Here is a 23,138-nt window from a genome sequence, read left to right on the forward strand (position 1 = left end):
ATGAACGTCGATGCCGAACTGAAAATGATGAGCACGGACAAGCTGCGCAAGCTGGTTCAGGAAACCGAGGAAACGCTCGGCGATATCAAGCAAGAGATTGAACGGCGGGAGAACGCGGCACAGGCGCGGGAGATCGAGCATCTCGATGTGCACATGAAGAACGCCGAGTTGAGCCTGGAAACGATCCGGAACTTCTTCCGCTATCTCCGGGAGGAGATGCGGAAGGACTGAGAGCGCCGGGGAATGTGGCGGGACGCGCTACCTGCGGGTGGCGCGTCTTGCATTTGGGGAGTGGCTTCAGGAACCGGCGGTTGCAAGCAGCCAGACCACATAGACGCCATACGCGGCGAGCAGCGCGGCGCCCTCGCGCCGGGCCACACGCCAGCCGGACCAGGCGAAGACGATCAGGGCGGTGGTGGCGGCGAGCAGGATCCAGATGTCGAAGGCTGCGATCTGCGGAGGCACGGCCAGCGGCTGGACGAGGGTGGTCACACCGAGGATGCCGAGCACGTTGAAGATGTTCGAGCCGACGATATTGCCGAAGGCGACGTCACCCTGGTTTTTGCGTACGGCGATGATCGAGGTGATCAGTTCCGGTGTCGAAGTGCCGATGGCGACGATGGTGAGGCCGATCACCGTCTCCGAGATACCGGCAGCGGCGGCGAGGGCGACGGCGCCCTGCACGAGAAAGCGGGCGCCGAGGATGGTGATGACGAGGCCGCCGAGGGCGAGGGCCACGGACAACCAGATGCCGGAGCCGGAGGCGGGCAGGGCCGATGCCTCGGCCGCCAGCATGTCGGCGCTGGGCGAGGCGGCGCGGCGTTCCTGCCAGAGCGTGCCGCCGACGTAGGCAAGCAGGGCGAGGAACAGGGCGGCACCGGCGACGCGGCCGATCTCCCCCGTCAGGATCAGCGCGAGTGCCGCGAGGGTGGAGAGAGCGAGCACGGTGCCGTCGCGCCGGAAGGCGGCAGGGTTGACGGCAAGCGGCGAGAGCAGGGCGGCGATGCCGAGGATGAGGAGGATGTTGCCGATGTTGGAGCCGATGACATTGCCGACGGCGATGCCCGGCGAACCGGCCAGCGCGGCCTGCAGGCTGGTGACGAGTTCCGGCGTCGAGGTGCCGAAGCCGACAAGTGTGAGGCCGATGACGAGCGGGGGGATGCCGAACCGCTCCGCGATCGAGACGGCACCGCGCACGAGGGCTTCGCCACCGGCGGCGAGCCCGGCGAGGCCGAGGATAAGCAGGAGGATATCTGTCATGGCGGGCCCCTGTCCGGCGGAGGTGCCGGAGCGTTGAGGTAAGTCACACCGAGGGGGGCGCGTTTCAAGGGGGGCGTGAAAATAACGATGCCGCCGGCGCTTCCGGGGTGGCCTGACGGCGGTTTCGGGGCCGAAACAGCTGGATGTTGCCCGTGAGGTCAATACTTCGGCAGGGCGCTCGCCTTTGCCGGGAGTGGGTGCCGGAAATTTGGGCAGGTGGGGCAATCTGCACGGCGGGCCGGCGGCTCGCGCGGTTGGGTAAGTTGACTCCGGGGCGGCCCCGGCGCGATACTCCATGTGACATAGTTGGCAAATGCGCCTCGCGATCCCGCACTACGACCCGAAAGGGCGGATGGGATCTGCGGGGCTTTTTCGTTTCTGGAGGGTGCCGTGCCACGCGAGATCGACCTTGGGATCCTGTTTTCCCGCTCCGGTACCTATCACCTGATCAGCGAAGCGAGCCGGTCGGGGGCTCTGAAGGCGATTGAGCAGGTGAACGCGGACGAAGCGCTGGACGTGGTGTTTCGCCCGGTGGAGCGTGACCCGGAGGGCAATGTCGATGCCTATGCGCCTTTGTGCGAGGATATCCTGCGGGAGAGCGATGCGCGGCACGTGATCGGCTGCACCACGTCCTGGAGCCGCAAGGAGGTGATCCCGGTGCTGGAACGGACGGACGGGGCCCTGTGGTATCCCGCGCCATACGAGGGGTTCGAAGCCTCGGACCGGATCGTCTACACGCATGCCTGTCCAAACCAGCACCTGTTGCCCCTTCTGGATCATATCTTCGCCAGTTTCGGCCGGCGCAGTTACCTGACCGGTTCCAACTACATCTGGGGTTGGGAGATGGGGCGGCTTGCCCGCGAGATCGGCCAGCGTGCGGGCGGGGAGGTTCTGGGCGAGCGTTATCTTCCGCTCGGATCCACCGAGATCGGACGGATCATCGAGGAAATTGCGGACCTGCAGCCGGACTTCGTGCTGAACCAGCTTATCGGCCCCTCCCAGTATGCGTTTCTGGAAGCAATGGCCGCGCTGCGGCAGAAAGACCCGTATTTCGCCGCGGGACGGTGCCCGGTGCTGTCCTGTAACGTGACCGAGAGTGAGTTGCCGGTGATGGGTGCGGCGGCAGAGGGGCTGATTTCCGCCGGGCCTTGGTTCCGCGGGCTGCATCCGGCGCTGCCCGGCAATTTCGGACGTGAGGATTTCGCGTCGTCGATCGAGGCTGCAGGCCATGCTTCGGTGATGATGCTGGCACGGCTGCTGGCGGATAACCCGGGCGCCGAGGACCTGCCGCTTTCCGACCTGCTGGCGCAGCCGCGCGCGGCGGAGATCGGGATCAGCCCGCGCACCCATCATACCCGGCTGCCCGTCGCCATTGCGCAGGTACGGGACGGGGTCTTCGTGCCGCTGCGGACAGAGGTGCCGGTGGAGGGCGACCCGTATCTCACCCGTGAGCGTGAACCCGCGCCGGCGATGTTGCGGGTGGTGAGATGAGGCGGCGGTTGCGCATTCCCGAACTGGGCGGCGCAAGGGCGGCGATCCTGCACCGCCCCCATGCGACGGTGACGGCGCTGGTGCGCCAGTTGCAGGCCATCGGGCTGGAGGTGGATTGCCACTGGCCGGACCTGCCGGCCTCGGCCCGAGGGGCGGATTACCTGTTCATAGATGTCGATACTGCCTATGCCGAGCAGTTCCCGTGGGAACCGGGCGAAGCGCCGCTGCCGACCATCGCGCTGGTCGGTTCCGAGGCGCCGGGGCGGATCGAGTGGCTGATGAACTTCGGGGCGGATGCGCAGATCCTGAAACCAGTGGGCGACGGCGGTGTCTATTCGGCGCTGCTGATCGCACGGGCGACCTTCGACGCACGGGTGGAACTGGCGGGCGAGATCGAGCATCTGCGCCATCGACTGGGCCAGCGGCAGACTGTGGTTCGGGCGGTGGCGATGCTGGCCGCGCGGGGCAAGACCGAGGACGAGGCCTATGCGCAATTGCGCTCCATGGCGATGGCGTGGCGGGTAAGTTTCGAGGAGGCCGCCGACCGGATCGTGGCGACTTCGGGGCCGCTGGCCGGAGAGGACGGCGACCGTGGTTGAGGTGGCGGTACCAACGGCCCCCGCGGCGGCACCGGCAGGGGTGATGCGCCGACTGTTGCGCCGCAAGCTGGCGCTTTTCGGCCTTGCGATCATCTTGCTGGTGGTCGGGGGCGCGGTGTTCGCGCCCTGGGTGGCGCCCTTCGCACCGGATGAGCAGCATTTCGACGGGCTGACATTGCAGGGCGCGCCGATGCCGCCCGGCGGGCAGTTCCTGATGGGCACGGACCTGCTGGGGCGTGACCTGTTGAGCCGCATGTTGCACGGCGCGCGGACCTCGCTGGTGATCGGTGTCGTGGCCAACGGGGTGGCGCTGATCATCGGCACGTTCGTGGGGGTGATGGCCGGGTTCCTGCGGGGATGGATCGGTGCGGTGCTGATGCGGTTCACCGACCTGATGATGGCCTTTCCGGCGCTGTTGCTGGCGATCTGTCTTGCGGCGATCTTCCAGCCTTCGCTGTGGATCGTGGCGATGGTGATCGCCCTGGTGAACTGGGTGCAGACGGCAAGGGTGATCTATACCGAGACCACCAGTCTGGCGGAGCGGGAATTCATCGCCGCGGAAAAGACTCTCGGCGCATCGCAGGCGCGTATCCTGTTTCGCCATATCCTGCCGCATCTGGTGCCGACGCTGATCGTCTGGGGCACGCTCGGAATTTCCGTCACCGTGCTGCTGGAAGCGACACTTTCGTTCCTCGGGGTGGGGGTTCAGCCGCCGACGCCAAGCTGGGGCAACATCATCTTCGAGAACCAGACGTATTTCCAGGCGGCGCCGTGGCTGGTGTTCATACCCGGTGCGGCGATCCTGCTGCTGGCGCTGGCGTTCAACCTTGTGGGCGATGCGCTGCGCGAGGAACTTGACCCGACGCAGAGGGGGAACGGCTGATGCCTGGATACCTGATCCGACGCCTCGTCCAGTCCGCCCTGATCCTGCTGGGGGTAAGCTTCATTACCTTCCTGCTGCTGTATGTGCTGCCCGCCGACCCGGTGCGGCAGATCGCCGGACGCTCGGCGACGGCGCAGACCGTCGAGAACATCCGGCATCAACTGGGGCTCGACCAGCCGCTGCTGGTGCAATACTGGCGCTATCTTTCCGGGCTGGTGCAAGGCGACATGGGCCGCAGCTACCTGCAGAAGACGGAGGTTTCCTCGCTGATCGCCGCGCGACTGCCTGCCTCGCTGCTACTCATGGCCGGCGGGATCGTCTGCGAACTGGTGATCGGCCTCGCGCTGGGCATCATTGCCGCGGTGTTCCGGGGGCGACCGCTGGACCATGCGCTGATGGTGACGAGCTTCGTAGCGGTGTCGGCGCCGCAGTTCGTGGTGGGGCTGCTGCTGCTCTACCTCTTCGCAGTGCAACTGGGCTGGTTCCCGATCGGCGGCTACGGCACGTTCGCACATCTGGTGCTGCCTGCCGTAACCCTGGGGATCATGGGGTCGGGCTGGTACAGCCGGATGATGCGCTCCTCCATGGTCGATGTGCTGCGGCAGGATTACATCCGCACCGCTCGCGCCAAGGGGCTGACCCGCAGGAGGGTGCTGCTGCGCCACGCGCTGCCCAACGCCATCCTGCCGATCATCGCCATGATCGGGATCGACATCGGCATCTTCATGGGCGGTATCGTGGTGGTCGAAAGCGTCTTCGGCTGGCCCGGCATCGGCCAGTTGGCATGGCAGGCGATCCAGCGCGTCGACATTCCCGTCATCATGGGCGTCACCATGGTTTCGGCCGCTGCCATCGTGCTCGGCAACCTTCTGGCCGACCTGATTACCCCGTTCATCGACCCGCGGATCAAGCTGCGGTGAATTTCTGCCCCCCCCCCGCCCCGCGCGTATTGCGGGGCCAGTGATCAAGACCAACCACGAACGACCAACAAGGAGACAGACATGATGAAATCACTGCTTGCATCCACTGCAATCCTGTTCGCCGCGGCGCTGCCCGGCATGGCACAGGACTATACGCCCGACCCGGACGCGACGCCGGGCGGGATGATCACCGTCACCTACAAGGACGATGTGGCGACGCTCGATCCGGCCATCGGCTACGACTGGCAGAACTGGTCAATGATCAAATCCCTGTTCGACGGCCTGATGGACTACGTGCCGGGCACGACCGAACTGCGCCCCGGCCTCGCCGAGAGCCATGAGGTCAGCGAGGACGGCACTGTCTTTACCTTCAAGTTGCGGGAAGGCGTCACCTTCCACAATGGCCGCGAGATGACGGCCGAGGACGTCAAGTATTCGCTCGACCGCGTGACCGACCCGGAGACGCAGTCTCCCGGTGCCGGGTTCTTTGCCTCCATCGCCGGTTTCGATGCGGTGAGCGCTGGCGAGGCGGAGGGCCTTTCCGGCGTCGAGGTCGTCGACCCGCTGACCGTCAAAATCACGCTGTCGCGGCCGGACGCCACCTTCCTGCACGTGATGGCGCTGAATTTCGCTTCTGTCGTGCCGGCGGAAGCGGTGGAAGAGCATGGCACCGATTTCGGCAAGCATCCCGTGGGAACCGGGGCGTTCAAGCTGGGCGAGTGGACGATCGGTCAGCGACTGGTGTTCGAGAAAAACGCGGACTACTGGCGTGACGGCGTGCCGTATCTCGACGGAGTGACTTTCGAGGTCGGGCAGGAGCCGATCGTCGCGCTGCTGCGGCTGCAGCAGGGAGAGGTGGACGTTCCCGGTGACGGCATTCCGCCCGCCAAGTTCCAGGAGGTGATGGGTGACCCGGACCAGGCTGCCCGCGTGGTCGAAGGCGGCCAGCTTCACACCGGTTACATCACGTTGAATGTCGGCATCGAACCGCTGGACAAGCTGGAAGTGCGCGAAGCCATCAACATGGCGATCAACAAGGAGCGGATTACCCAGATCATCAATGGCCGAGCCGTGCCCGCGACGCAGCCGTTGCCGCCGTCGATGCCCGGCTACACGGACGGGTACGAGGGTTATGCCCATGACATCGAGGCGGCCAAGGCCAAGCTGGCTGAAGCCGGAGTGGGTGACGGGTTCACGACGCAACTCTACGTGATGAACACCGACCCGAACCCGCGGATCGCGCAGGCGATCCAGCAGGACCTGAAGGCAATCGGCGTTGATGTCGAGATCCGCTCTCTGGCGCAGGCCAACGTGATCGAGGCCGGCGGCGCGGGGCAGGCGCCGATGATCTGGTCCGGCGGCATGGCGTGGATCGCCGACTTCCCCGATCCGTCGAACTTCTACGGCCCGATCCTCGGCTGTGCCGGTGCGGGCGAGGGCGGCTGGAACTGGTCGAAGTTCTGCGACGAGAGCATAGACGCCATGGCGACGGAGGCCGACAGCATCACCGACCCCGCCGCGCCCGAGCGGCTGGAAATGTGGTCCGATGTCTACATGAAGGTCATGGAGCAGGCGCCGTGGGTGCCGGTTTTCAACGAGCAGCGCTACACGATGAAATCGGCACGCATGGGCGGCGATGACGCGCTCTATGTCGACCCGGTGTCGATCCCGGTCAACTACGACTATGTCTACGTGACCGAGTGAGATCATGTGCAAGCACTGTGATTACACCATCCACGGCGCACAGCATCATTTCGGCTGGGACAATTCCGTTGTTCCGGCCGAGACGGTGGCGCCGGGCAGCACGATCCTGTTCAACTGCATGGATTCATCGGCGGGCCAGCTTGGCCCGTCGAGCACCGTGGCGGACGTGGCCGCGCTCGACTTCGCGAAGATCAATCCCGTTTCCGGGCCGATCTACGTTGACGGGGCGGAGCCGGGTGATGCCCTGAAGATCACGCTGGACGGCTTTGCCCCGCGTGTGCAGGAAGGCTCCGCCTGGGGCTGGACTGCGAACATTCCCGGCTTCGGCCTGCTTGCCGACCAGTTCACGGACCCGGCGCTGACCCTGTGGAAGTACGATGCCGACACGTTGGCACCGGCGCTGTGGGGCAGCACGGGACGGGTGCCGCTGAAGCCGTTTACCGGCACCATCGGGGTGGGGCTGGCGGAACCGGGGGTGCATTCCATCGTGCCGCCGCGCCGGACGGGGGGTAACCTCGACATCCGCGACATCTCTGCCGGGACGGTGCTGTACCTGCCTGTCGAGGTGGCGGGAGCCTTGTTCTCGGTGGGCGATACCCACGCCGCGCAGGGAGATGGCGAAGTCTGTGGCACGGCGATCGAGAGCCCGATGGACGTGACGCTGACGCTGGACCTTGTGAAAGGTGCGAATCTGAAGATGCCCCGGTTCACGACGGCGGGTCCGGTGACCAACCATCTCGACGCAATGGGTTACGAGGTGACCACCGGCGTCGGGCCCGACCTGATGAGCGGGGCGCGGGACGCCGTGGCGGGGATGATCGACCTGCTGTGCGGCGAGCATGGCATGGCGGCAGTCGATGCCTACATGCTGGTTTCGACCTGCGGGGACCTGCGCATTTCCGAGATCGTGGATGCGCCGAACTGGGTGGTCTCGTTCTACTTCCCGCGTGCAGTCTTCGAATGACGCATGCCGCGCACAACTTGGCCGCCCCCGAAACGGGGGCGGTTGCGGCGCCGCTGCTGTCGGTGCGGGATCTGACGGTTTCCGTAAGGGACAGGGGCGTCGTGCGGCCACTGGTGGAGGGACTGAGCTTCGACCTCTCGGCCGGTGAGACGCTGGCCATTGCCGGTGAGAGCGGTTCCGGCAAGTCGATTACATCACTGGCGCTGATGGGTTTGTTGCCGAACAACGTTGCCGTCACGTCCGGCCAGGCGTTGCTGGAGGGCGTCGATCTGCCGTCCTTGCCCGAGGCCCGGATGCGGGGGCTGCGCGGTGCGAAGGTGGCGATGATCTTCCAGGAGCCGATGACATCCCTGAACCCGGTACAGCGGATCGGAACGCAGCTTGTGGAAGCGATCCGGGCCCATGAGCAGGTCGGGATGCGCGCTGCGCGGGAGGCGGCGACGCTGGCGCTGCGACGGGTGCGTATCTCCGAGCCCGAGCGGCGGATGGGGCAGTATCCGCACGAACTTTCCGGGGGCATGCGGCAGCGGGTGATGATCGCCATGGCCCTGGCCATGCGACCTGCGCTGCTGATCGCTGATGAGCCGACGACGGCGCTGGATGTCACGGTACAGCGCGAAGTGCTGGACCTGCTGCGTGACCTGCAGGCCGAGACGGGCACCGCCATCATCCTGATTACCCATGACATGGGTGTCGTGGCGGAGACGGCGGACAGGGTGGTGGTGATGAAGTCCGGGCGGGCGGTCGAGACCGGACCGGTGGAGCAAATTTTCGACGCGCCGACGGACCGCTATACCCGTGACCTGCTGGCAGCGGTGCCCCGGCTCGGGGCCGGGGCGGCCCGCGGCGCGCCCCTGCCGCCCGAGGCACCGGTGCCGGTCGCGCGGCTGGTGGAGGCGCAGGTTCATTTCGATATCGGATCGGGTTTTTTCGGCCGGCCGACGCACCGGGTGCATGCGGTCGAGGGCGTCAGCTTCGATATCCGGCAAGGTGAGACGTTCGGCCTCGTCGGAGAATCCGGGTGCGGCAAGTCCACCATCGCCAAGGCACTGGCCGGTCTCGTGCCGCATCAGGGCCATGTCGAGGTGGCGGGCCGGAAGCTGTCATCCCTCACCGCGTCGGGGCGCAAGGCTATCTGCCGCGATGTGCAGATGGTATTTCAGGACCCGATGGCGGCGCTCGATCCGCGGATGACTGTTGGCGACGCGGTGGCGGAGCCATTGCTTATCCATGGCGTCGGCAACCCGGTGATGCGGCGGTCGCTTGTCAAAGAACTGTTCGACAAGGTCGGGCTAGGTGGCGAACACATGACCCGCTATCCGCACGAGTTTTCTGGCGGGCAACGGCAGCGCATCTGTGTGGCGCGGGCGCTGGCCCTACAACCGAAACTGATCATCTGTGACGAGAGCGTTTCGGCGCTGGACGTATCGGTTCAGGCACGGGTGCTGGACTTGCTGGCGGAATTGCAGGCGACGGTGGGCGTTTCGTACCTGTTCATCAGCCATGACATGGCCGTAGTCGAAAACGTCGTCGACAGGCTGGCGGTGATGTACCTGGGGCAGATCGTCGAGATGGGCACGCGGGATCAGGTGTTCGGCGATCCGCGGCATCCATATACGCAGCGGCTGCTGGATGCCGTGCCGATCCCCGATCCGGCCCGCAGGGGGCGGACGCATGTGCGGCCTGCCGGCGATATGCCTTCGCCCATCCGCCGGCTGGGTGACCCGCCGGACCGCTTGCCGTTGCGGGATGTGGGGGAAGGCCACCTAGTGGCCGATGACACTGCATAAGCGTGGATCGGCGGCTGCCGAAATGGCGAAGCCTCCGGCGTCTGCGGCCGGAGGCTTCTGGCAGGCGACGCCCCGGAGGAACAGACGCCGGCCCTGCTAGATGACTGCCGGGCGGATCAGGCCGCGGGGCGGAATTTCAGGCTGACGCCGTTGAGGCAGTGGCGTTTGCCGGTGGGTTTGGGCCCATCTTCGAAGATATGGCCCAGATGGCTTCCGCAGCGGCGGCAATGTACTTCCGTGCGGGTAGAGAAGAAGGTGTTGTCCGCCATCGTGCCGACGGCGCCGGGCAGGCTCTGGTAGAAACTGGGCCAGCCGGTGCCGCTGTCATACTTGGTCGCCGCAGAATAGAGCGGCAGGTCGCAGCCTCTACACAGGTAGGTTCCGGCGCGGGTTTCCTTGTCCAGCGGGCTGGTGCCGGCCCGCTCCGTCTCGCCCTCGCGCATGACGAGGTATTGCGTTTCGGTCAGCGTGGCGCGCCATTCGGCTTCGGTCCGGGTAACCTCGAAATCCCCGGTGGCGACGGTGCCGGCGCGGAGCGAGGCGGCGGGCAGGGCAGCGGTGGCGAAGAGTGAAAGTGTGAAAGTGCGGCGCTGCATGGTCTCTCCTTTCGGGAGGGGCGATGCGGCGCCGCGATGGGCGCCGCACCGACGTGGATTTACTGCGGCAGAAGAACCGAGTTGACGACGTGAATGACGCCGTTCGACTGGTTGACGTCAGCGATCGTGATCTTCGATCCGTTCGCGCTCTCATCAATCACGTAGTAAGTGCCGTTGCGCATCTCAATGGCGATCCTGTCGCCGGAGACGGTGGTGAGCTCGGTCCGGCCGCCACCCTGAGCAAGCAGGGCGTCGATGTCGGACTTGTTGAGCTTGCCCGAGACGACATGGCTGGTGAGAACCTTGGTCAGCATACCCTTGTTCTCGGGCTTGAGCAGGGTTTCAACGGTTCCGGCGGGCAGGGCTTCAAAGCCGGCGTTCACGGGCGCGAAGACCGTGAACGGCCCGTCGGACATCAATGTGTCGACAAGGCCGGCAGCCTTGACAGCGGCGACGAGGGTGGTGTGATCCTTGGAGTTCACGGCGTTTTCGACGATGTTCTTGTTCTCGAACATCGGTGCGCCGCCCACGTTTGGGTTCGCGGCGATGGCCGCGCCGGAGGCCAGCAGGGCAGTCAGGAAAACGGTGCGTTTGATCAGCGAAGTCATAAGTCTTCTCCCATTTTGTTCAGAACCTCCGATCGGGGTTCTTGGGTGAAGCCACGGGGTGCCCGGACAGATAGTTTCCGGTGGGGCCCGGTTTCCTTATCAAATGTTGTTCAACGATAAGTGATGTGCGAGGGCGCACCCCGGCTGTTTGAGCCGGGGTGCGAAGATTTCACGTTGCCAGCAGGCGACGGAGTTTTTCGATGGCGCGATCGAAGCCTTCGCCGTAGCCGATGGGCTCGAACAGGCGTCCGGTGTCGTCGAACAGCAGCACGCTGGCGGAATGGTCCATCGTGTAGTCGCCATCGTCGAGCGGCACCTTGCGGGCGTAGACACGAAAGGCCTTGATTGCCTTGTCGATCTCTTCCCGTGGGCCGGATACGCCTTCCACCCCCGGCACCCAGGAGACGTATTCACCGAGTTGTTCGACCGTGTCACGTTCGGGGTCTACCGTCACGAAGTAGACATTGAGATCGGAAGCGGCCTCTCCCAGTTCCTCCTGCCAGGAAGCGATGTCGCCGAGTGTTGTCGGGCAGACTTCCGGGCAATGGGTGAAGCCGAAGAAGACGGCGGAGGGCTGGCCCTTCAGCGAGGCCTCGGTGAAGGGTTGGCCGCTGGTGGTGGTGAGCCGGTATTCACCCGCGCCGAAACCGTCTGCGACCGATTGCTGGACGGCCGGGGCCGCCAGCTTCAGCCAGACGAACAGACCGATGGCGATCACGCAGGCGGCGGCGAGGCCGATCTGGATCATTCGGAGAGGTTGCATCAGTTGCTGTCCTTCTGCATGGCGCCATGGTCCATACCGTGGCCGGAGTGATCAGCCTCTCGCGCATTGGGGGCGCCGATGGCGAACGGCACGGTGATCTCGCCCGCGTTGGCGAAGGTGAGCGTGACGTCGACGCTGGTGCCTTCTTCGAGCGGTGCGGCGAGTTGCATGAACATCAGATGGAAGCCACCCGGCTTCAGTTCAACGGTCTCGCCGGCGGGAATTGGCAGGCCATCGGTGAGTTCGCGCATTTTCATGACATCGCCCTGCATCGACATTTCGTGGATTTCCATGTGGCCGGCTGCCGGGGAAGCGGCGGCGACGAGGGTGTCATCCTCGGTGCCGGTGTTGGTAACTGTGAGAAAACCGCCGCCGACCGGGGCGTTGGGCAGTGTCGCGCGGGAGAAGGCGGCGGTGATGGCAAGATCGCCGAGGGTGAATTCGGTGGCGGTCATTGCCGCGCCGTGGCCCGCGTGTTCGTCATGCCCGCCGGCTGTGACGGTGAGTTTCGGAGACGGATTGTCCGCACCCATTTCGTCGGATGTGTTCGTCCAGTCCGCTGTGCCGTTGGCGCATGTCTGGAGCGCCGGAAAGTAGAGCACCGTGCCGGGTTCCACATTCGGACCGACGGTGCCACGCAGGGTGAATTCGTCGTACCAGCCGTCTTCGAGGTTGCCGCCTGTCCAGGAAACCTCGCGCAGGCCCTCCGTCATTTCCGTGCCGTGGTTGTTGTAGGGCGTTGCGTATGCGCCGGTGACGGTTTCGAGTTGCCAGCCGGGCTTGGGCATCGGCTTGGCCGCGTAGAAGCCCTCGGGCAGCGTGATACGGACGGTGTGCGTCGCCTCGCCATCGCAGCCGTGAGGCACGCGGAGGGTGATCTTGGTGGTGGCACCGGCGGCCGCCTCCTTCTGCTCCAGAGTGGCGTGGGCGAAGGCGGCGGTTGCCAGAAGGGTGATGGTGGCGGTCGTGAGAATGAGATTTTGCATCGGCGTTTCCTCGCATCGCGCGCGCGGACGCACCGCTGCCTGCGCGAGATTGATATCGGATGCCCCGTGGGGCGCGAGATTTCAGGTGAGGGCCGGGGGTGCTCGTGTGGTCAGCGTGCCGCGGGCGGCAAGCTGGCGGCTGCGCTGATCGGCAAGGCTTTCCCAGAGGTTCGGCGGCAGGAGGCGCCAGGTTGTTCGAACGGGTGCGTTTGACGGAGGGTGCGCGACGAGGCGGCAGAAGGGACAGCGGTGGTTGTGGCCATCTTCCGGCGCGCCGCAGATATCGGAGAGATCGACGCCGGCGGCGATGTAGATTGCCAGATCGTCGTCGGCTGGACCGGCGGTTGCCATGCCTATAGCCGACGTGACGCTGAACACCGCGAGCAGCAGCGCGGTGACGAGGGCGATCAGTCTGGTGGGCAGGGCCTGCATCCGGTCGGGCATCTCCTTCAGGGCGAAGTTGTGGCGCGGAAACGGGGCCGGATCAACGGTCTTCTCTGCCGCAGGGCGAATTGCGACGAAGGCTTTACTGGACAGGTGCGCAATGTGGTGGATACTGCGGCCATGAACCAAACCCTGCGCCGTCTTTGCTGTCTTCTGCTGATCTGCGCCGCGCTGCCGGTGGCGCGGGCGCAAGCCGAAGGCGTGGAACCGACGATCATAGTCGACCGGCGGTCAGATGGGGTTTCGCTCTACTTCGCGTTGCCGGCGCCGCGGCTCGAAGGTGTGTTCGGGGCGGATATCTCTGCCCTGCTGACGGAGACGGGCACGGCGGATCGGGTGAAACTGCTGGAAGGCACCTACGAGGTGGCGGAGGACCTGATCGCCTCTCTCGGGATTACCGGCGACGGTGAACCTGCGCCGTTTCAGGCGACTTCGCTGATGCTGCACCACCCCGAAGCGCTGCCGCCGTTCGAGACACCGCTCGATGCGGAGATCTCGGTGTCGGTCTGCACGTCGGCGGACACGATTGGCGATGTGGCGCAGTCGCTCTTGCAGGCCTACATGGGCTATTTCGCGTGGAAGCTGCCGAAGACGTCGGTGATCGAGATAGACTTTCCGGAGCGGGGCAACGGCCCGATGGTGTGGCAGGTTCTGGACTATCGCGACTTCGCACTGACGGGGCGGAGTGTGGTCGAGGTGGCTGACGGGGGCACGCTGCGACTGGCACCGATGCAGTATGTGCGCGGTGGTCTGGCAAAGGCCGCGCTGCTAGTCGGCCTTTGCTGTCTGGCGCTGCTGGCAGCGATTGCGCTGTGGCGCCGTAGCGGGGGCCTCAGCCGATCTTCTTGATGAAGGCTGTCAGCCCCTCGATGGCAAACTCGATGATCGGCGGATCGACGAGGATGCCGTCCTCCACCTTCTTGTTGGCCATGGCGACCACGACCTCACGATAGGGAAACACTTCTGCCAGGACGCCGCCGAGGATGTATTTGAGGTGGTTCTGCGCCCTGACGCCCCCAAGCGCACCGCCGGAAACGGAGACGACGAAGCAGGGTTTGCCGGTCAGGCAGGAGTTGAAGGCCGGGCGCGAGGCCCAGTCGATGGCGTTCTTCAATACGCCGGGCAGGCTGTAGTTGTACTCCGGAGAGACGAAGACGACGCCATCCGCGGCCTCTATCTGAGCGATGAAGGCGTCGACCTCCGGGTGGTCTTCCAGATCGGCATTGTAGTGGGGTAGTGGGCCGATATCGGCGGTGCTGCACTCCGCCTTGCCTTCCAGGGCGGCGATGAGGGCACGGGCGGTGGCCTTGGAAGCGGATGCAGCGCGAAGGCTGCCGGGGATGAACAGCAGTTTGGTCATGGTTTTTCCTGTCTTGTCAGAGTCTGGCCAGCCAGGTGGCTATCGGCGGGAAAAGGATGATGAGCGCAAGGCCCGCGAGCACCGCGAAGACAAAGGGTATGGTGCCCCTGAAGATGTCTCCCACGGATAGGTCCGGGTCGTCCATGGCTGATTTGATCGTATAGACCGACAGGCCGAACGGCGGGGTGAGAAGGCCGACCTCCACGGCGACGACGGTGAGGACGCCGAACCAGATCATGTCGAAACCCGCCGCCTGGGCGACGGGCAGGGCGATGGGCAGCAGGATGAGCATGATCGAGATCGAGTCTATCAGGCAGCCAAGGGCGATGATTAGCGCCAGGTAGATCAGCAGAAAGCCATACGGGCCGATGGAGCCGGAGAGGAAAACCTCCGCCAGTTCGCGGGGGACGCCGGAGAGGGCGAGCATCCGCGAAAACAGCGTGGCCGCGAGAATGAGGAAGAGCACGGAGACGGTGATCTGCCCGGTTTCGACGAGCAGTTGCCAGAAGACACGTCCAGGCAGGGCGCGGCGCATCAGGGCGATGACGAGTGCGCCGAAAGCCCCGGCGGCGCCCGCCTCGGTGGGATTGAGAAAACCGCCATAAAGTCCGCCGAGCACGAGCAGCATCAGCGAGAGGATCGGCAGGGCCTTGCGCGCGAGGTCGCCGAGGGTAAGCGCCTCCGGTTCGCCGGCGTGATCCTCGCCGGCATAGACGAAATCCGGGCGGGTGCGGGCGAGGAGGACGATGGTGGCAGAGAAGATCACCGACAGCAGAATTCCGGGGCCGATGCCGGCGAGGAACATGCGGCCGACGCTTTCCTCTGCCAGCACGGCGTAGACGATCATCAGCAGGGACGGCGGGATAAGCATGCCGAGAACGGAGGAACCGGCGACGACACCGGTGGCAAAGCGCTTGGTGTAGCCGTGGCGCGTCATCTCCGGCACGGCGACACGCGAGAAGACTGTGGCCGAGGCAATGGAAATACCGGTGATCGAGGCGAAGACGGCATTGGCGAAGACGGTGGCGATGCCGAGGCCGGCGGAGACCCGGCGCAGCAACCGTTCGAACACGTCGAATGTGTCCTTGCCGACGTTCGAGACGGTGACGAGCAGCCCCATCATCACGAACAGGGGTACGACGGCGAAGAGATATTCCTGCAGGGAATCGTTGGCGACGGCACCGAGCATGCGCAGGGCCACGTCCTCGTTGCGGATCAGCGAGACGCCGGCGAATGAAACGGTGAGCATGCCGACGCCGATGGGCATGCCGAGCCAGATCAGAAACAGAAGGGCTGCGATCGCGAGCGATCCGATTTCGAAGGGACTCACGGTGCCGGCTTCCGGAGGCTGGCGAGTTGCGTGCCAGCGCGGCGCAGGAATTCCAGCGCGGCGATGGTGAGGCCGGCAAGGATCAGGGCGCGGAACGGCCATGTCGGCAGGGTTCCGAGACCGGGTGTGCCGATGAATTCGCCCGAGACGATGTCTTTTGTCAGCACCCGGACGGAGGCCCATGCCATGCCGCCGGTGACGGCCGCGCCGATGAGATGGAATGCTGTTTTCAGCGCGGCGGCCATGCGCGGGCGTCTGGCCGAGAGCGGGCCGATAAACACGGAGGTATGTGCCAGTCGGTCGGCCCGGACCGTGGCCGCGAGTTGCAGCGCAACGATGAGGACGACGAGCAGGCCGCCGAGTTCGGAAACGAGTGGGAGAGAGGCACCGAAGACGTTGCGGGCGACGATGTCGGCGCAGATGATCAGCATGAGGCCGACGATCATCATCGTGCCGAGCGCGGCGCTGCCCTCGACAATGAAGGTCCAGCCGCGGAAGAGGCGCCCCCCGGAGGAGACGCTGTCTTTATCGGAACGCGGTGTCACGTCAGAGTTCTTCGTCCCAGTTGCGGATCGGGGTTTCGCCACGGGCACGAACCCCATCGAGATAGGCGCGCATGAAATCCTGCGCGGGTACGCCCTGCGCTTCCAGCCCATCGGCCCATTCCTTGGCGATGTTGGGCATGGCCGTGACCCAGGCCTCGCGGTCCGCATCGCTCATCGGGGTGATTTTCACGGGCGGCGACTGGGTGGCGCCGATCTCCACCATCTTGTCGAACACGGCTTCGTGCCGCTCCAGCAGATCCTGGCCATGGGAGACCGTGTAGTACTTGCCGGCCTCGACCATCGCCTGCTGCACTTCCTCGGGCAGGCTTTCCCACGTGTCGTTGTTGATGGCGACGGCACCGGAAAAGGCGGTGCCCATGTCTACGCGGGTGATGTGCGGGGCGACTTCGTAGATTTTCGCCGGCAGAACACCGAGGGCGAGAGAGAGAACACCGTCGGAGACGCCCGTCTGGATATCTGTGTAGAAGGTCGTGAGCGCGCCATCGACGGCATTGGCACCGGTGCCGCGCAGCCAGTTGCCTAGAACACCGGGGGCGGAGATCTTCATGCCATCGAGGGCCGCGAAGCCCGCAAGCGGCTCCGACGTATAGAGATCGTAGCCGTCGGTGCCGGTGAAGCCGAGCGCCTTCAGGTTATACTGCTCCCATTCGTTGCGGAAGGCATCGTCGGTCTCGAACAGTTCGGACATGACCTCCAGTTGCAGCGCGGGGTTGTTGGTGGAGAACGGCGCATAGCTGGAGGCCTGGGACAGTGGCAGGCGGGCGGGCTCAAGGAAGGAGAAGACCCAGCCGATATCGGTGATGCCTTCCTCGACGGAGGTCAGTGTCGCGTTGGCCTTGTAGAGGGTGCCGCCGAAAGCTTCGTTCCACGCAATTTCGTAGTTGCCGGACTCGGCGAGGATCTCATCGGTTCTGGCCATGAAATGGCTCTTGATCATGCCGACCCACGGGATCACCAGCGGATGGCTGGAGGCGACGGTGAGATCGATGGTTTCCTGCGCACGGACGGAGCCGGGCAGAAAGAGCGTGGCGGCGATGGCGGCGCCGATCAGATGTTTCATGTTAATCCTCCCATTTTTTTGTTTATTCGACGGCGAAGGTCTGGCTGGAGAAATCCAGCCGGACCTGCACCGAGCCTTCGTTGATCATCCATGGACGCACGCGATAGCTGCGGGCGCCGCTGGCATGCATCGGGTCTCGGGCGGCAATGGCTTCGGCCTCCGCCTTGTTGGCGGCGCGCACGACGACCATGCCTTCGCCGGCCCAGTGGCTGCCGTCATCGGTCCAGAGCGGTCCGGCGGCGAAGAGAATGCCGTCCTTCTCCAGTCCGACCTGAAAGGCGAGATGGTCTTCGAGGTTGGCAAAGATCGGGGCCATGCCGTCTGTGGGGGTGGTGAAGATGGCGAAGAGCTGTTTTTGCAGCATCGCCTTGCTGGCTTCCAGAACGCCATCCTTGGGCACGCATTTCAGATAATCCTGTGCCATCGTCGGATACTCCCCTGTCGGCTCAGCCGGCCTTGCGTTTCTTCAGTTCGGCGCGGATCTCGGCACCGTGTTCATCCAGCAGCGGTGGCGGCAGGACGTCGAGATCGGCTTCGCCGTCGAAGCTGTAGGGTGCGCGGACGGTGGTGAAGGTGCCGAGTTCGCTGCTGGGGGCGCTGACCTTGATGTTGAGGTGCTGCGCCTGAGGGTCTTCGAGGGCCTCGTCGCTGTCGTAGGCGGGCGAATGCGGTACTTCATTGGCGAGCAGGCGGTCGCACCATTCATCGCGGGGACGCGTTTTGAACACGGGCGTGAAATGGGCGATCAGGTCGTCCTGATGCTTGATCCGCTCCAGCCGCTCCGCGAAGCGGAGATCGTCTTTCAGCTGCATCTGGTCGGTGGCTTGCAGCAGGCCTTCCCAGAACTTGGTGGGGGAGGACAGATGGAAGGCGATCCATTTGCCGTCCGCGCATTCGAACGTGTAGCTCTGAGAGACCACCGGGCGGGATAGCGGGCCCATGACTTCGCCGACGGAATAGTAGTGGGTGAAGCTGTCGAGGTTGAAGTGGCACATCGCCTCCAGCATCGAAATGTCGATGCGCCTGCCGGTGCCTGTCTGGCCCTTTTCGAGCAGGGCTGCGAGGATGGCCATGGCTGCGTACTGGCCGGTGATGGCGTCGGCGATGGCTGGGCCGATGACGCGCGGGTTTTCCGGCGGCGTCAGCAGGCGCAGGTAACCGCTGGCGGCCTGGGCGACGGTGTCGTAGGTCGGGCGATCGCGGGAGGGACCGGAAGTGCCAAACCCGGAAATGGCGCAGTAGATCAGGCCGGGATTGAGGGCGCGGAGCTCGTCCTCGCCCGCGCCGAGTTTTTCGGCCACGCCGGGGCGGAAGTTCTGGATGAAGACGTCGGCGTCGCGCACGAGATTGTGGAGGACGTCGAGATCTTCCTTTTCCTTGGTATTCAGGGCGATGGACCGTTTGTTGCGGTTGTAGGTCTGGTAATGCGGGCTGTAGAGGCCGCCCTTGAAGGCGCGGAAGGGATCGCCCTCACCGGGGCGTTCTACCTTGATGACATCGGCGCCAAGGTCAGCAAGGTGCATCCCCGCCGCCGGACCGGTGATGTAGGTTCCGAGCTCGATGACGCGTATGTTGCTGAGGATCTTCATGGCTCAGTCCTTCGCCGGCGCTTCGTGGCCCGACAGCTTGCCGTCGTAGGAAATCGCGAGGTCAGCCTTGTGGGACATGATGAAGCCGATGGAGCGCATGCTTTCCTCGAACAGATGCGCCGAGAGCCCCGCGGTGCGGGCAAGCAACGGCACGGCCTTGATGGCTGGGAGGGGCCAGCCGGCATCTAGGATCGTGGCGGGGATCGCGCCGGAGACATTGATTGGAAGGGGGCGTTCCATGATCTCCGGTGCGTGCTTGCCCAGCATCCGCAGGGCCTCGACATAGGGACCGGAAACTCCGGTCTCGTCGGCGATTTCCATAAGGCGATTGGCGCGGGGGTCGCCGGTGCTGTGCTGGGGATGGCCAAGGCCCGGGGCCTTCTTCTTCGCGGCCCTGAGGTCCTTCAGCACCGCGATTGCGGCGGTCTCGATGTCGGAGCCATCCTTCTCTGCCCGATCAAGCACATCCTGAAGGCAGTAGGCGGCGATTTCCGAAGAGCCGGCGACGACGCTGCCCATGCCGAGCAGGCCGGCGGCCATGGCGCCCTGCCACGCATCGGGCCCGGCAGCGAGCGTCATGCGGGCTGCCTGTACCGAGGGTACGAGACCATGCTCCGCTATGGCGACAAGGCACGCGTCCATCATCCGGCGCTGGGCTTCGGAGGGACGGTCGCCGAGAACGAGCAGCCAGAAGTAATCGGTGAAGTCGATTTTGCCGATGAGGTCCGCGCACAGGTCCATGCCGCGAATGGTGATGCTTTCGGCATCCGACGTGGCGATGGCGGTGAAGGATTGATCCTGTTTTCCTATGCGCATTCATTCCTCATTTTTCGGTATACGAAAATATTTGCTCTTGCCGTACATTATGACCTGAACTAACGTTCCGTCAAGACAGATTGTTGCGCGCGCGGCTGAAACTGCGAAAGCAAACTACGGGAGGACGGGATGAGCGACATAAACCAGTTCACGATCACCGAGGCGGTGAAGGACAGTTTCAAGACAGAGCCGGGCAGCCGGTTCGAGACGCTGCTGCATGGATTGCTTGACCATCTGCACGATTACACGCGGGAAATGCAGGTTACCCACGAGGAATGGATGGGGGTGCTGAATTTCCTGTACGATTGCGGGCAGATCTCGACGCCGGAGCGGCACGAGTTCATCCTGTTGTCGGACGTGCTCGGCTTTTCGGCACTGGTGGACATGATCAACACGCGCGGGGGAGCGACGGAAGGCTCCAACCTCGGGCCCTTCTACCTCGACAATGCGCCGGAAAAGACCTTGGGCGCAGACCTCGGCGATGGCCGCGAAGGGGTGACGGTGCTGGTCTACGGCAAGGTGACCGATTCGCTGCACAACCCGCTGCCGGGTGCGATCGTGGATACCTGGCAGGCGGACGGTGCGGGCACCTATCCGATCCAGGAGCAGGAAATGGGGCAGGACAAGATGGACCTGCGCGGCAAGTTCACCTGCGATGAGAGCGGGCGCTATTATTACACCACGGTTCTGCCCAAGCCCTATACCGTACCTTATGACGGGCCGGTGGGGCGGCTGTTGCGGGCAGGCGACCGCCATGCGTGGCGACCGGCGCATCTGCATTACATCATACGGCATCCGGGCATGGCGGCGATCACGACCGAGATATTCTTCGAGAATGCCGAGTACGTGGACAATGATGCTGTGTTCGGCGTGCGCAAATCGCTCGTCGCTAGGGTGAAGCCGGCAAAGAATGTAGCCGAACTGGGGTTTGAACTGGCCAAGAAGCCGGATGCGATGTTCGAATACGACTTCATACTCGCACCGGAAGACTGAGGCCGCATTGACAGAAGACCCCGACAGACCCGCCGACTTCGTGGAAGCCCTCGCCAAGGGGCTGGCCATTCTCGAAAGCTTTTCAGGCACGCACCCGGAAATGACGCTGAGCGAGGTGGCGCGGCAGGTCGAAATAACACCTGCGGCGGCGCGGCGCAGCCTGATCACACTGGAAGCGCTGGGCTACGTCGGGCGTCGGGAGAAGCGGTTTCACCTCAAGCCGAAGATCATGTCGCTGGGATCGGGGTTCTACTTCGCGGCGCGGATCGACGAGGTGCTGCAGCCGGACCTGCGGCAACTGGTGGAGACATTCGGCGACGCATCGTCGATCGGCACGCTGGACGGTGAGGATGTGATCTACATCGCGCATTATTCGGTGCAGCGGGCGCGACGTGCGGCGGCGGTGGCCGGTGCCCGTTACCCGGCGTTCGCGACGTCGATGGGCCGGGTGCTGCTGGCGGGGCTGGAGGACGACGCGCTGGATATGGCGCTGGAGGCGATGGCGCTGCCGTCGCTGACATCGCGCACCTGTGTCGACCGCACTGAGCTGCGCGAGGAGATCGGCCGGGTGCGGGCGCAAGGTTACGCAACGACCGTGGACCAACTCGATTACGGGATCACGGCGCTGGCTGTGCCCGTGCGAGATGGCGGCGGGCGGACAATCGCGGCGCTTAACACCTCCGGATACACGGGGATGGTGACGCCGGAGAAGCTGGTGGAGGAGCGGTTGCCCGAGCTGCGCGCCGCGGCTTCCCACATCGCCCATCAGATGGCGCGCTACCCGATGCTGGAATCCGTCTTGAGACTTTGAACAAAAAGAAAACCGGGAGGGAAGAATGTGCAGATTGTGTGATCCGGCGAGGCCGCTCTTGCCTTGCCCCGTAGGACGGCCGTTGCGTGCGGCGGCGGATGTGGGCGGCGGAGGCGGACCGCAGACGCTGGCCGGACTGCCGGCGGGGCTGGGCGAGCCGGGACGCAAACTGCTGATCCGCGGTGGGGCTGTTCTGTCGATGGACAATGGCGTCGGCAATTTCGTGACTGGCGATGTGCTTATCGAGGGCGGGCGGATCGCGGAGGTTGCGGCCAGCGTCGAAGCCGGCGACGCGGCGGTGATCGAAGCGAAGGGCAAGATCGTGATGCCCGGTTTCGTCGATACCCACCATCACCAGTTCGAGACAGCGCTGCGCAGTCAGTTGGCGCACGGCATCCTGATCAATGACGGCAGGCCGGAAAACGCCACCAACTATTACGAGACGATCCTGCAGCAGTTCTCGATGGTCTACCGGCCGGAGGATGTCTACATCAACGAGCTGTTCGGCGGCATCGCCCAGCTCGACGCCGGGGTGACATCTGTGATGGACGTCAGCCAGATTCACCACAGCCCGGAGCATTCGGACGCGGCGATTGAGGGCTTGCGCGACGCCGGGCGGCGCGGAGTGTTCGGCTATTTCGAAGGCTGGGGTGACAAGGCGCAGTATCCGGGCGATGCCGCGCGGATCAAGGCGGAGCACTTCGCCTCCGACGATCAGCTTCTGACCATGGTGATGGGCGGGGAGATCTACCTGCCGGGCTACGAGGAGGCGTGGCGTGTGGGACGGGAACTGGGCCTGCCGATTGCGCTGCATGTCGTCGGCACGTTCGGAATGGCGGACACGTTCGACGCGTTGGCGGAGGCCGGGCAGTTCGGTGCCGACAACATCTTCATCCATATGACGGGGATGTCGGACATGGCGTGGCAGAAGGCGGCGGACGCAGGCGCGCATGTTTCGCTTTCGGTGCCGATCGAAATGCACATGCGTCACGGCACGCCGCCGATCCAGAAGGCGCTGGACCTCGGGATGTCGACGTCACTGTCCACGGATGTGGAATGCACGATGACGGCCGATTTCTTCACCCAGATGCGCAGCCTGATAACGCTGCAACGGATGGGAGTGAACGAGAAGGCGTTGGCGGGGCAGGACCACCCGGACCTTATGCAGTGCCCGGCTGCCATCCGCCATGCGACGATGGGCGGCGCCGAGGGGCTGAAACTGGACGGGCGCATCGGCTCTCTGACGCCGGGCAAGGATGCGGACATCATCCTGCTGGATGCAGAGGCTTTGAACGTGGCGCCACTGAACAACGTGCCGGGGGCGGTCGTGACGCTGATGGAGCGGAGCAACGTCGAAACCGTGTTCGTGGCCGGTCAGGTGAAGAAGTGGCAAGGCAAGCTGGTGGGCTTCGATGTGCCGAAGCTGCGGGCGGAACTGGAATCGAGCCGCGATTACCTGTTCGAGACCGCGGGCGTGGACCGCGATCTGTTTGCCTGACGATTGGCTGCCCGACAGGGCCGCCGCTGCCGGCTTCGCTCTGTTTGGACCCGATTTGCGCGGGACGCCTGCTTTCTGAACAGGCGTTGCGGGGTGGAATGTCGGGT

At 64.7% G+C, this 23,138-nt stretch carries 25 protein-coding genes; 12 read left to right on the top strand and 13 right to left on the bottom strand.

What is annotated here, in order from left to right:
* On the top strand, positions 1–231 hold the full coding sequence (locus GO499_RS00915) for a hypothetical protein (protein ID WP_161860410.1): 231 nt from the start codon (positions 1–3) through the stop codon (positions 229–231).
* A gap of 66 nt (positions 232–297) precedes the next feature.
* Here the strand turns inward: GO499_RS00915 and GO499_RS00920 are convergent, their stop codons facing one another.
* Entirely contained in the window at positions 298–1,260 is a 963-nt protein-coding gene (locus GO499_RS00920; protein ID WP_161860411.1) for a calcium/sodium antiporter, read from the bottom strand.
* 390 nt (positions 1,261–1,650) lie between these two features.
* Here GO499_RS00920 and GO499_RS00925 point away from each other — a divergent pair, with 390 nt between their 5' ends.
* The 7 genes from GO499_RS00925 (at position 1,651) to GO499_RS00955 (ending at position 9,611) form a co-directional block, all read left to right on the top strand.
* Positions 1,651–2,751, top strand: coding sequence for a transporter substrate-binding protein (locus GO499_RS00925; protein WP_161860412.1), 1,101 nt, complete (start codon positions 1,651–1,653; stop codon positions 2,749–2,751).
* Complete coding sequence (locus GO499_RS00930) at positions 2,748–3,350, top strand: ANTAR domain-containing response regulator (protein ID WP_161860413.1); 603 nt, start codon at positions 2,748–2,750, stop codon at positions 3,348–3,350. The genes GO499_RS00925 and GO499_RS00930 overlap by 4 nt, the downstream gene beginning before the upstream one ends.
* 43 nt (positions 3,351–3,393) lie before the next feature.
* The gene (locus GO499_RS00935; RefSeq protein ID WP_161860414.1) at positions 3,394–4,233 is read left to right on the top strand and encodes an ABC transporter permease; all 840 of its coding nucleotides are present in this window, start codon (positions 3,394–3,396) and stop codon (positions 4,231–4,233) included.
* Positions 4,233–5,153 carry an ABC transporter permease gene (locus GO499_RS00940; RefSeq protein WP_161860415.1) on the top strand — a complete coding sequence of 307 codons (921 nt, stop codon included), beginning with the start codon at positions 4,233–4,235 and terminating at the stop codon, positions 5,151–5,153. Before GO499_RS00935 ends, GO499_RS00940 begins: the two co-directional genes overlap by 1 nt.
* An 84-nt stretch (positions 5,154–5,237) precedes the next feature.
* A complete protein-coding gene (locus GO499_RS00945) occupies positions 5,238–6,857 on the top strand; it encodes an ABC transporter substrate-binding protein (RefSeq protein ID WP_161863793.1) in 1,620 nt (539 codons plus the stop codon).
* A 4-nt stretch (positions 6,858–6,861) separates the two neighbouring features.
* Positions 6,862–7,821 (top strand): acetamidase/formamidase family protein, encoded by a 960-nt coding sequence (locus tag GO499_RS00950; protein WP_161860416.1) that lies wholly within the window; start codon positions 6,862–6,864, stop codon positions 7,819–7,821.
* Entirely contained in the window at positions 7,818–9,611 is a 1,794-nt protein-coding gene (locus GO499_RS00955) for an ABC transporter ATP-binding protein (protein ID WP_161860417.1), read from the top strand. Before GO499_RS00950 ends, GO499_RS00955 begins: the two co-directional genes overlap by 4 nt.
* A 116-nt stretch (positions 9,612–9,727) precedes the next feature.
* Here GO499_RS00955 and msrB read toward each other — a convergent pair whose 3' ends face one another.
* From msrB to GO499_RS00980, 5 genes are all read right to left on the bottom strand, one after another.
* Positions 9,728–10,207, bottom strand: coding sequence for a peptide-methionine (R)-S-oxide reductase MsrB (gene msrB / locus GO499_RS00960; RefSeq protein ID WP_161860418.1), 480 nt, complete (start codon positions 10,205–10,207; stop codon positions 9,728–9,730).
* Between the two features lie 59 nt (positions 10,208–10,266).
* A complete protein-coding gene (locus tag GO499_RS00965) occupies positions 10,267–10,815 on the bottom strand; it encodes a fasciclin domain-containing protein (protein ID WP_161860419.1) in 549 nt (182 codons plus the stop codon).
* A 169-nt stretch (positions 10,816–10,984) separates the two neighbouring features.
* Entirely contained in the window at positions 10,985–11,578 is a 594-nt protein-coding gene (locus tag GO499_RS00970) for an SCO family protein (protein ID WP_161860420.1), read from the bottom strand.
* Positions 11,578–12,564: a DUF1775 domain-containing protein gene (locus tag GO499_RS00975; protein ID WP_161860421.1), complete on the bottom strand. Its 987-nt coding sequence runs from the start codon at positions 12,562–12,564 to the stop codon at positions 11,578–11,580. The genes GO499_RS00970 and GO499_RS00975 overlap by 1 nt, the downstream gene beginning before the upstream one ends.
* Positions 12,565–12,645: 81 nt before the next feature.
* Positions 12,646–13,137: a hypothetical protein gene (locus tag GO499_RS00980; RefSeq protein WP_161860422.1), complete on the bottom strand. Its 492-nt coding sequence runs from the start codon at positions 13,135–13,137 to the stop codon at positions 12,646–12,648.
* Between GO499_RS00980 and GO499_RS00985 the strand changes: the two genes are divergently transcribed.
* Positions 13,129–13,857, top strand: coding sequence for a hypothetical protein (locus GO499_RS00985; protein WP_161860423.1), 729 nt, complete (start codon positions 13,129–13,131; stop codon positions 13,855–13,857). The two genes, GO499_RS00980 and GO499_RS00985, sit on opposite strands and share 9 nt — an antisense overlap.
* Here GO499_RS00985 and GO499_RS00990 read toward each other — a convergent pair.
* The 7 genes from GO499_RS00990 to GO499_RS01020 are packed head-to-tail and all read right to left on the bottom strand — an operon-like array spanning position 13,841 to position 19,729.
* Complete coding sequence (locus GO499_RS00990) at positions 13,841–14,368, bottom strand: NADPH-dependent FMN reductase (protein WP_161860424.1); 528 nt, start codon at positions 14,366–14,368, stop codon at positions 13,841–13,843. The genes GO499_RS00985 and GO499_RS00990 overlap by 17 nt on opposite strands.
* 16 nt (positions 14,369–14,384) lie before the next feature.
* Positions 14,385–15,698, bottom strand: coding sequence for a TRAP transporter large permease (locus tag GO499_RS00995; RefSeq protein WP_161860425.1), 1,314 nt, complete (start codon positions 15,696–15,698; stop codon positions 14,385–14,387).
* Positions 15,695–16,243 carry a TRAP transporter small permease subunit gene (locus tag GO499_RS01000; RefSeq protein ID WP_284154846.1) on the bottom strand — a complete coding sequence of 183 codons (549 nt, stop codon included), beginning with the start codon at positions 16,241–16,243 and terminating at the stop codon, positions 15,695–15,697. The genes GO499_RS00995 and GO499_RS01000 overlap by 4 nt, the downstream gene beginning before the upstream one ends.
* 1 nt (position 16,244) lies before the next feature.
* Positions 16,245–17,324 carry a C4-dicarboxylate TRAP transporter substrate-binding protein gene (locus tag GO499_RS01005; protein WP_161860427.1) on the bottom strand — a complete coding sequence of 360 codons (1,080 nt, stop codon included), beginning with the start codon at positions 17,322–17,324 and terminating at the stop codon, positions 16,245–16,247.
* 22 nt (positions 17,325–17,346) lie between these two features.
* A complete protein-coding gene (locus GO499_RS01010) occupies positions 17,347–17,748 on the bottom strand; it encodes a YciI family protein (protein ID WP_161860428.1) in 402 nt (133 codons plus the stop codon).
* A 22-nt stretch (positions 17,749–17,770) separates the two neighbouring features.
* Positions 17,771–18,913 carry a CaiB/BaiF CoA transferase family protein gene (locus GO499_RS01015; RefSeq protein ID WP_161860429.1) on the bottom strand — a complete coding sequence of 381 codons (1,143 nt, stop codon included), beginning with the start codon at positions 18,911–18,913 and terminating at the stop codon, positions 17,771–17,773.
* Between the two features lie 3 nt (positions 18,914–18,916).
* The gene (locus tag GO499_RS01020) at positions 18,917–19,729 is read right to left on the bottom strand and encodes a citryl-CoA lyase (protein WP_161860430.1); all 813 of its coding nucleotides are present in this window, start codon (positions 19,727–19,729) and stop codon (positions 18,917–18,919) included.
* 129 nt (positions 19,730–19,858) lie between these two features.
* On the opposite strand from GO499_RS01020, the gene GO499_RS01025 reads away from it, so the two are divergent.
* From GO499_RS01025 to GO499_RS01035, 3 genes are read left to right on the top strand one after another with little or no spacing between them, the layout of a single operon-like run.
* The gene (locus GO499_RS01025) at positions 19,859–20,722 is read left to right on the top strand and encodes a dioxygenase family protein (RefSeq protein WP_161860431.1); all 864 of its coding nucleotides are present in this window, start codon (positions 19,859–19,861) and stop codon (positions 20,720–20,722) included.
* A 7-nt stretch (positions 20,723–20,729) separates the two neighbouring features.
* Complete coding sequence (locus GO499_RS01030; RefSeq protein WP_284154847.1) at positions 20,730–21,533, top strand: IclR family transcriptional regulator domain-containing protein; 804 nt, start codon at positions 20,730–20,732, stop codon at positions 21,531–21,533.
* Between the two features lie 58 nt (positions 21,534–21,591).
* A complete protein-coding gene (locus GO499_RS01035; RefSeq protein ID WP_284154848.1) occupies positions 21,592–23,031 on the top strand; it encodes an amidohydrolase family protein in 1,440 nt (479 codons plus the stop codon).
* Positions 23,032–23,138: the final 107 nt, after the last annotated feature.

Source organism: Algicella marina, assembly GCF_009931615.1.
Classification (GTDB): Bacteria; Pseudomonadota; Alphaproteobacteria; order Rhodobacterales; family Rhodobacteraceae; genus Algicella; species Algicella marina.

Bases quoted from the DNA above. Each gene is read 5' to 3' on its own strand.
- msrB (WP_161860418.1), bottom strand. From the start codon at position 10,207: ATGCAGCGCCGCACTTTCACACTTTCACTCTTCGCCACCGCTGCCCTG.
- GO499_RS00950 (WP_161860416.1), top strand. From the start codon at position 6,862: ATGTGCAAGCACTGTGATTACACCATCCACGGCGCACAGCATCATTTC.
- GO499_RS00970 (WP_161860420.1), bottom strand. From the start codon at position 11,578: ATGCAACCTCTCCGAATGATCCAGATCGGCCTCGCCGCCGCCTGCGTG.
- GO499_RS01010 (WP_161860428.1), bottom strand. From the start codon at position 17,748: ATGGCACAGGATTATCTGAAATGCGTGCCCAAGGATGGCGTTCTGGAA.
- GO499_RS00945 (WP_161863793.1), top strand. From the start codon at position 5,238: ATGAAATCACTGCTTGCATCCACTGCAATCCTGTTCGCCGCGGCGCTG.
- GO499_RS00930 (WP_161860413.1), top strand. From the start codon at position 2,748: ATGAGGCGGCGGTTGCGCATTCCCGAACTGGGCGGCGCAAGGGCGGCG.
- GO499_RS00935 (WP_161860414.1), top strand. From the start codon at position 3,394: ATGCGCCGACTGTTGCGCCGCAAGCTGGCGCTTTTCGGCCTTGCGATC.
- GO499_RS01025 (WP_161860431.1), top strand. From the start codon at position 19,859: ATGAGCGACATAAACCAGTTCACGATCACCGAGGCGGTGAAGGACAGT.
- GO499_RS00955 (WP_161860417.1), top strand. From the start codon at position 7,818: ATGACGCATGCCGCGCACAACTTGGCCGCCCCCGAAACGGGGGCGGTT.
- GO499_RS01015 (WP_161860429.1), bottom strand. From the start codon at position 18,913: ATGAAGATCCTCAGCAACATACGCGTCATCGAGCTCGGAACCTACATC.
- GO499_RS00965 (WP_161860419.1), bottom strand. From the start codon at position 10,815: ATGACTTCGCTGATCAAACGCACCGTTTTCCTGACTGCCCTGCTGGCC.
- GO499_RS00985 (WP_161860423.1), top strand. From the start codon at position 13,129: ATGAACCAAACCCTGCGCCGTCTTTGCTGTCTTCTGCTGATCTGCGCC.
- GO499_RS00915 (WP_161860410.1), top strand. From the start codon at position 1: ATGAACGTCGATGCCGAACTGAAAATGATGAGCACGGACAAGCTGCGC.
- GO499_RS01020 (WP_161860430.1), bottom strand. From the start codon at position 19,729: ATGCGCATAGGAAAACAGGATCAATCCTTCACCGCCATCGCCACGTCG.
- GO499_RS00990 (WP_161860424.1), bottom strand. From the start codon at position 14,368: ATGACCAAACTGCTGTTCATCCCCGGCAGCCTTCGCGCTGCATCCGCT.
- GO499_RS01005 (WP_161860427.1), bottom strand. From the start codon at position 17,324: ATGAAACATCTGATCGGCGCCGCCATCGCCGCCACGCTCTTTCTGCCC.
- GO499_RS00975 (WP_161860421.1), bottom strand. From the start codon at position 12,564: ATGCAAAATCTCATTCTCACGACCGCCACCATCACCCTTCTGGCAACC.
- GO499_RS00940 (WP_161860415.1), top strand. From the start codon at position 4,233: ATGCCTGGATACCTGATCCGACGCCTCGTCCAGTCCGCCCTGATCCTG.
- GO499_RS00920 (WP_161860411.1), bottom strand. From the start codon at position 1,260: ATGACAGATATCCTCCTGCTTATCCTCGGCCTCGCCGGGCTCGCCGCC.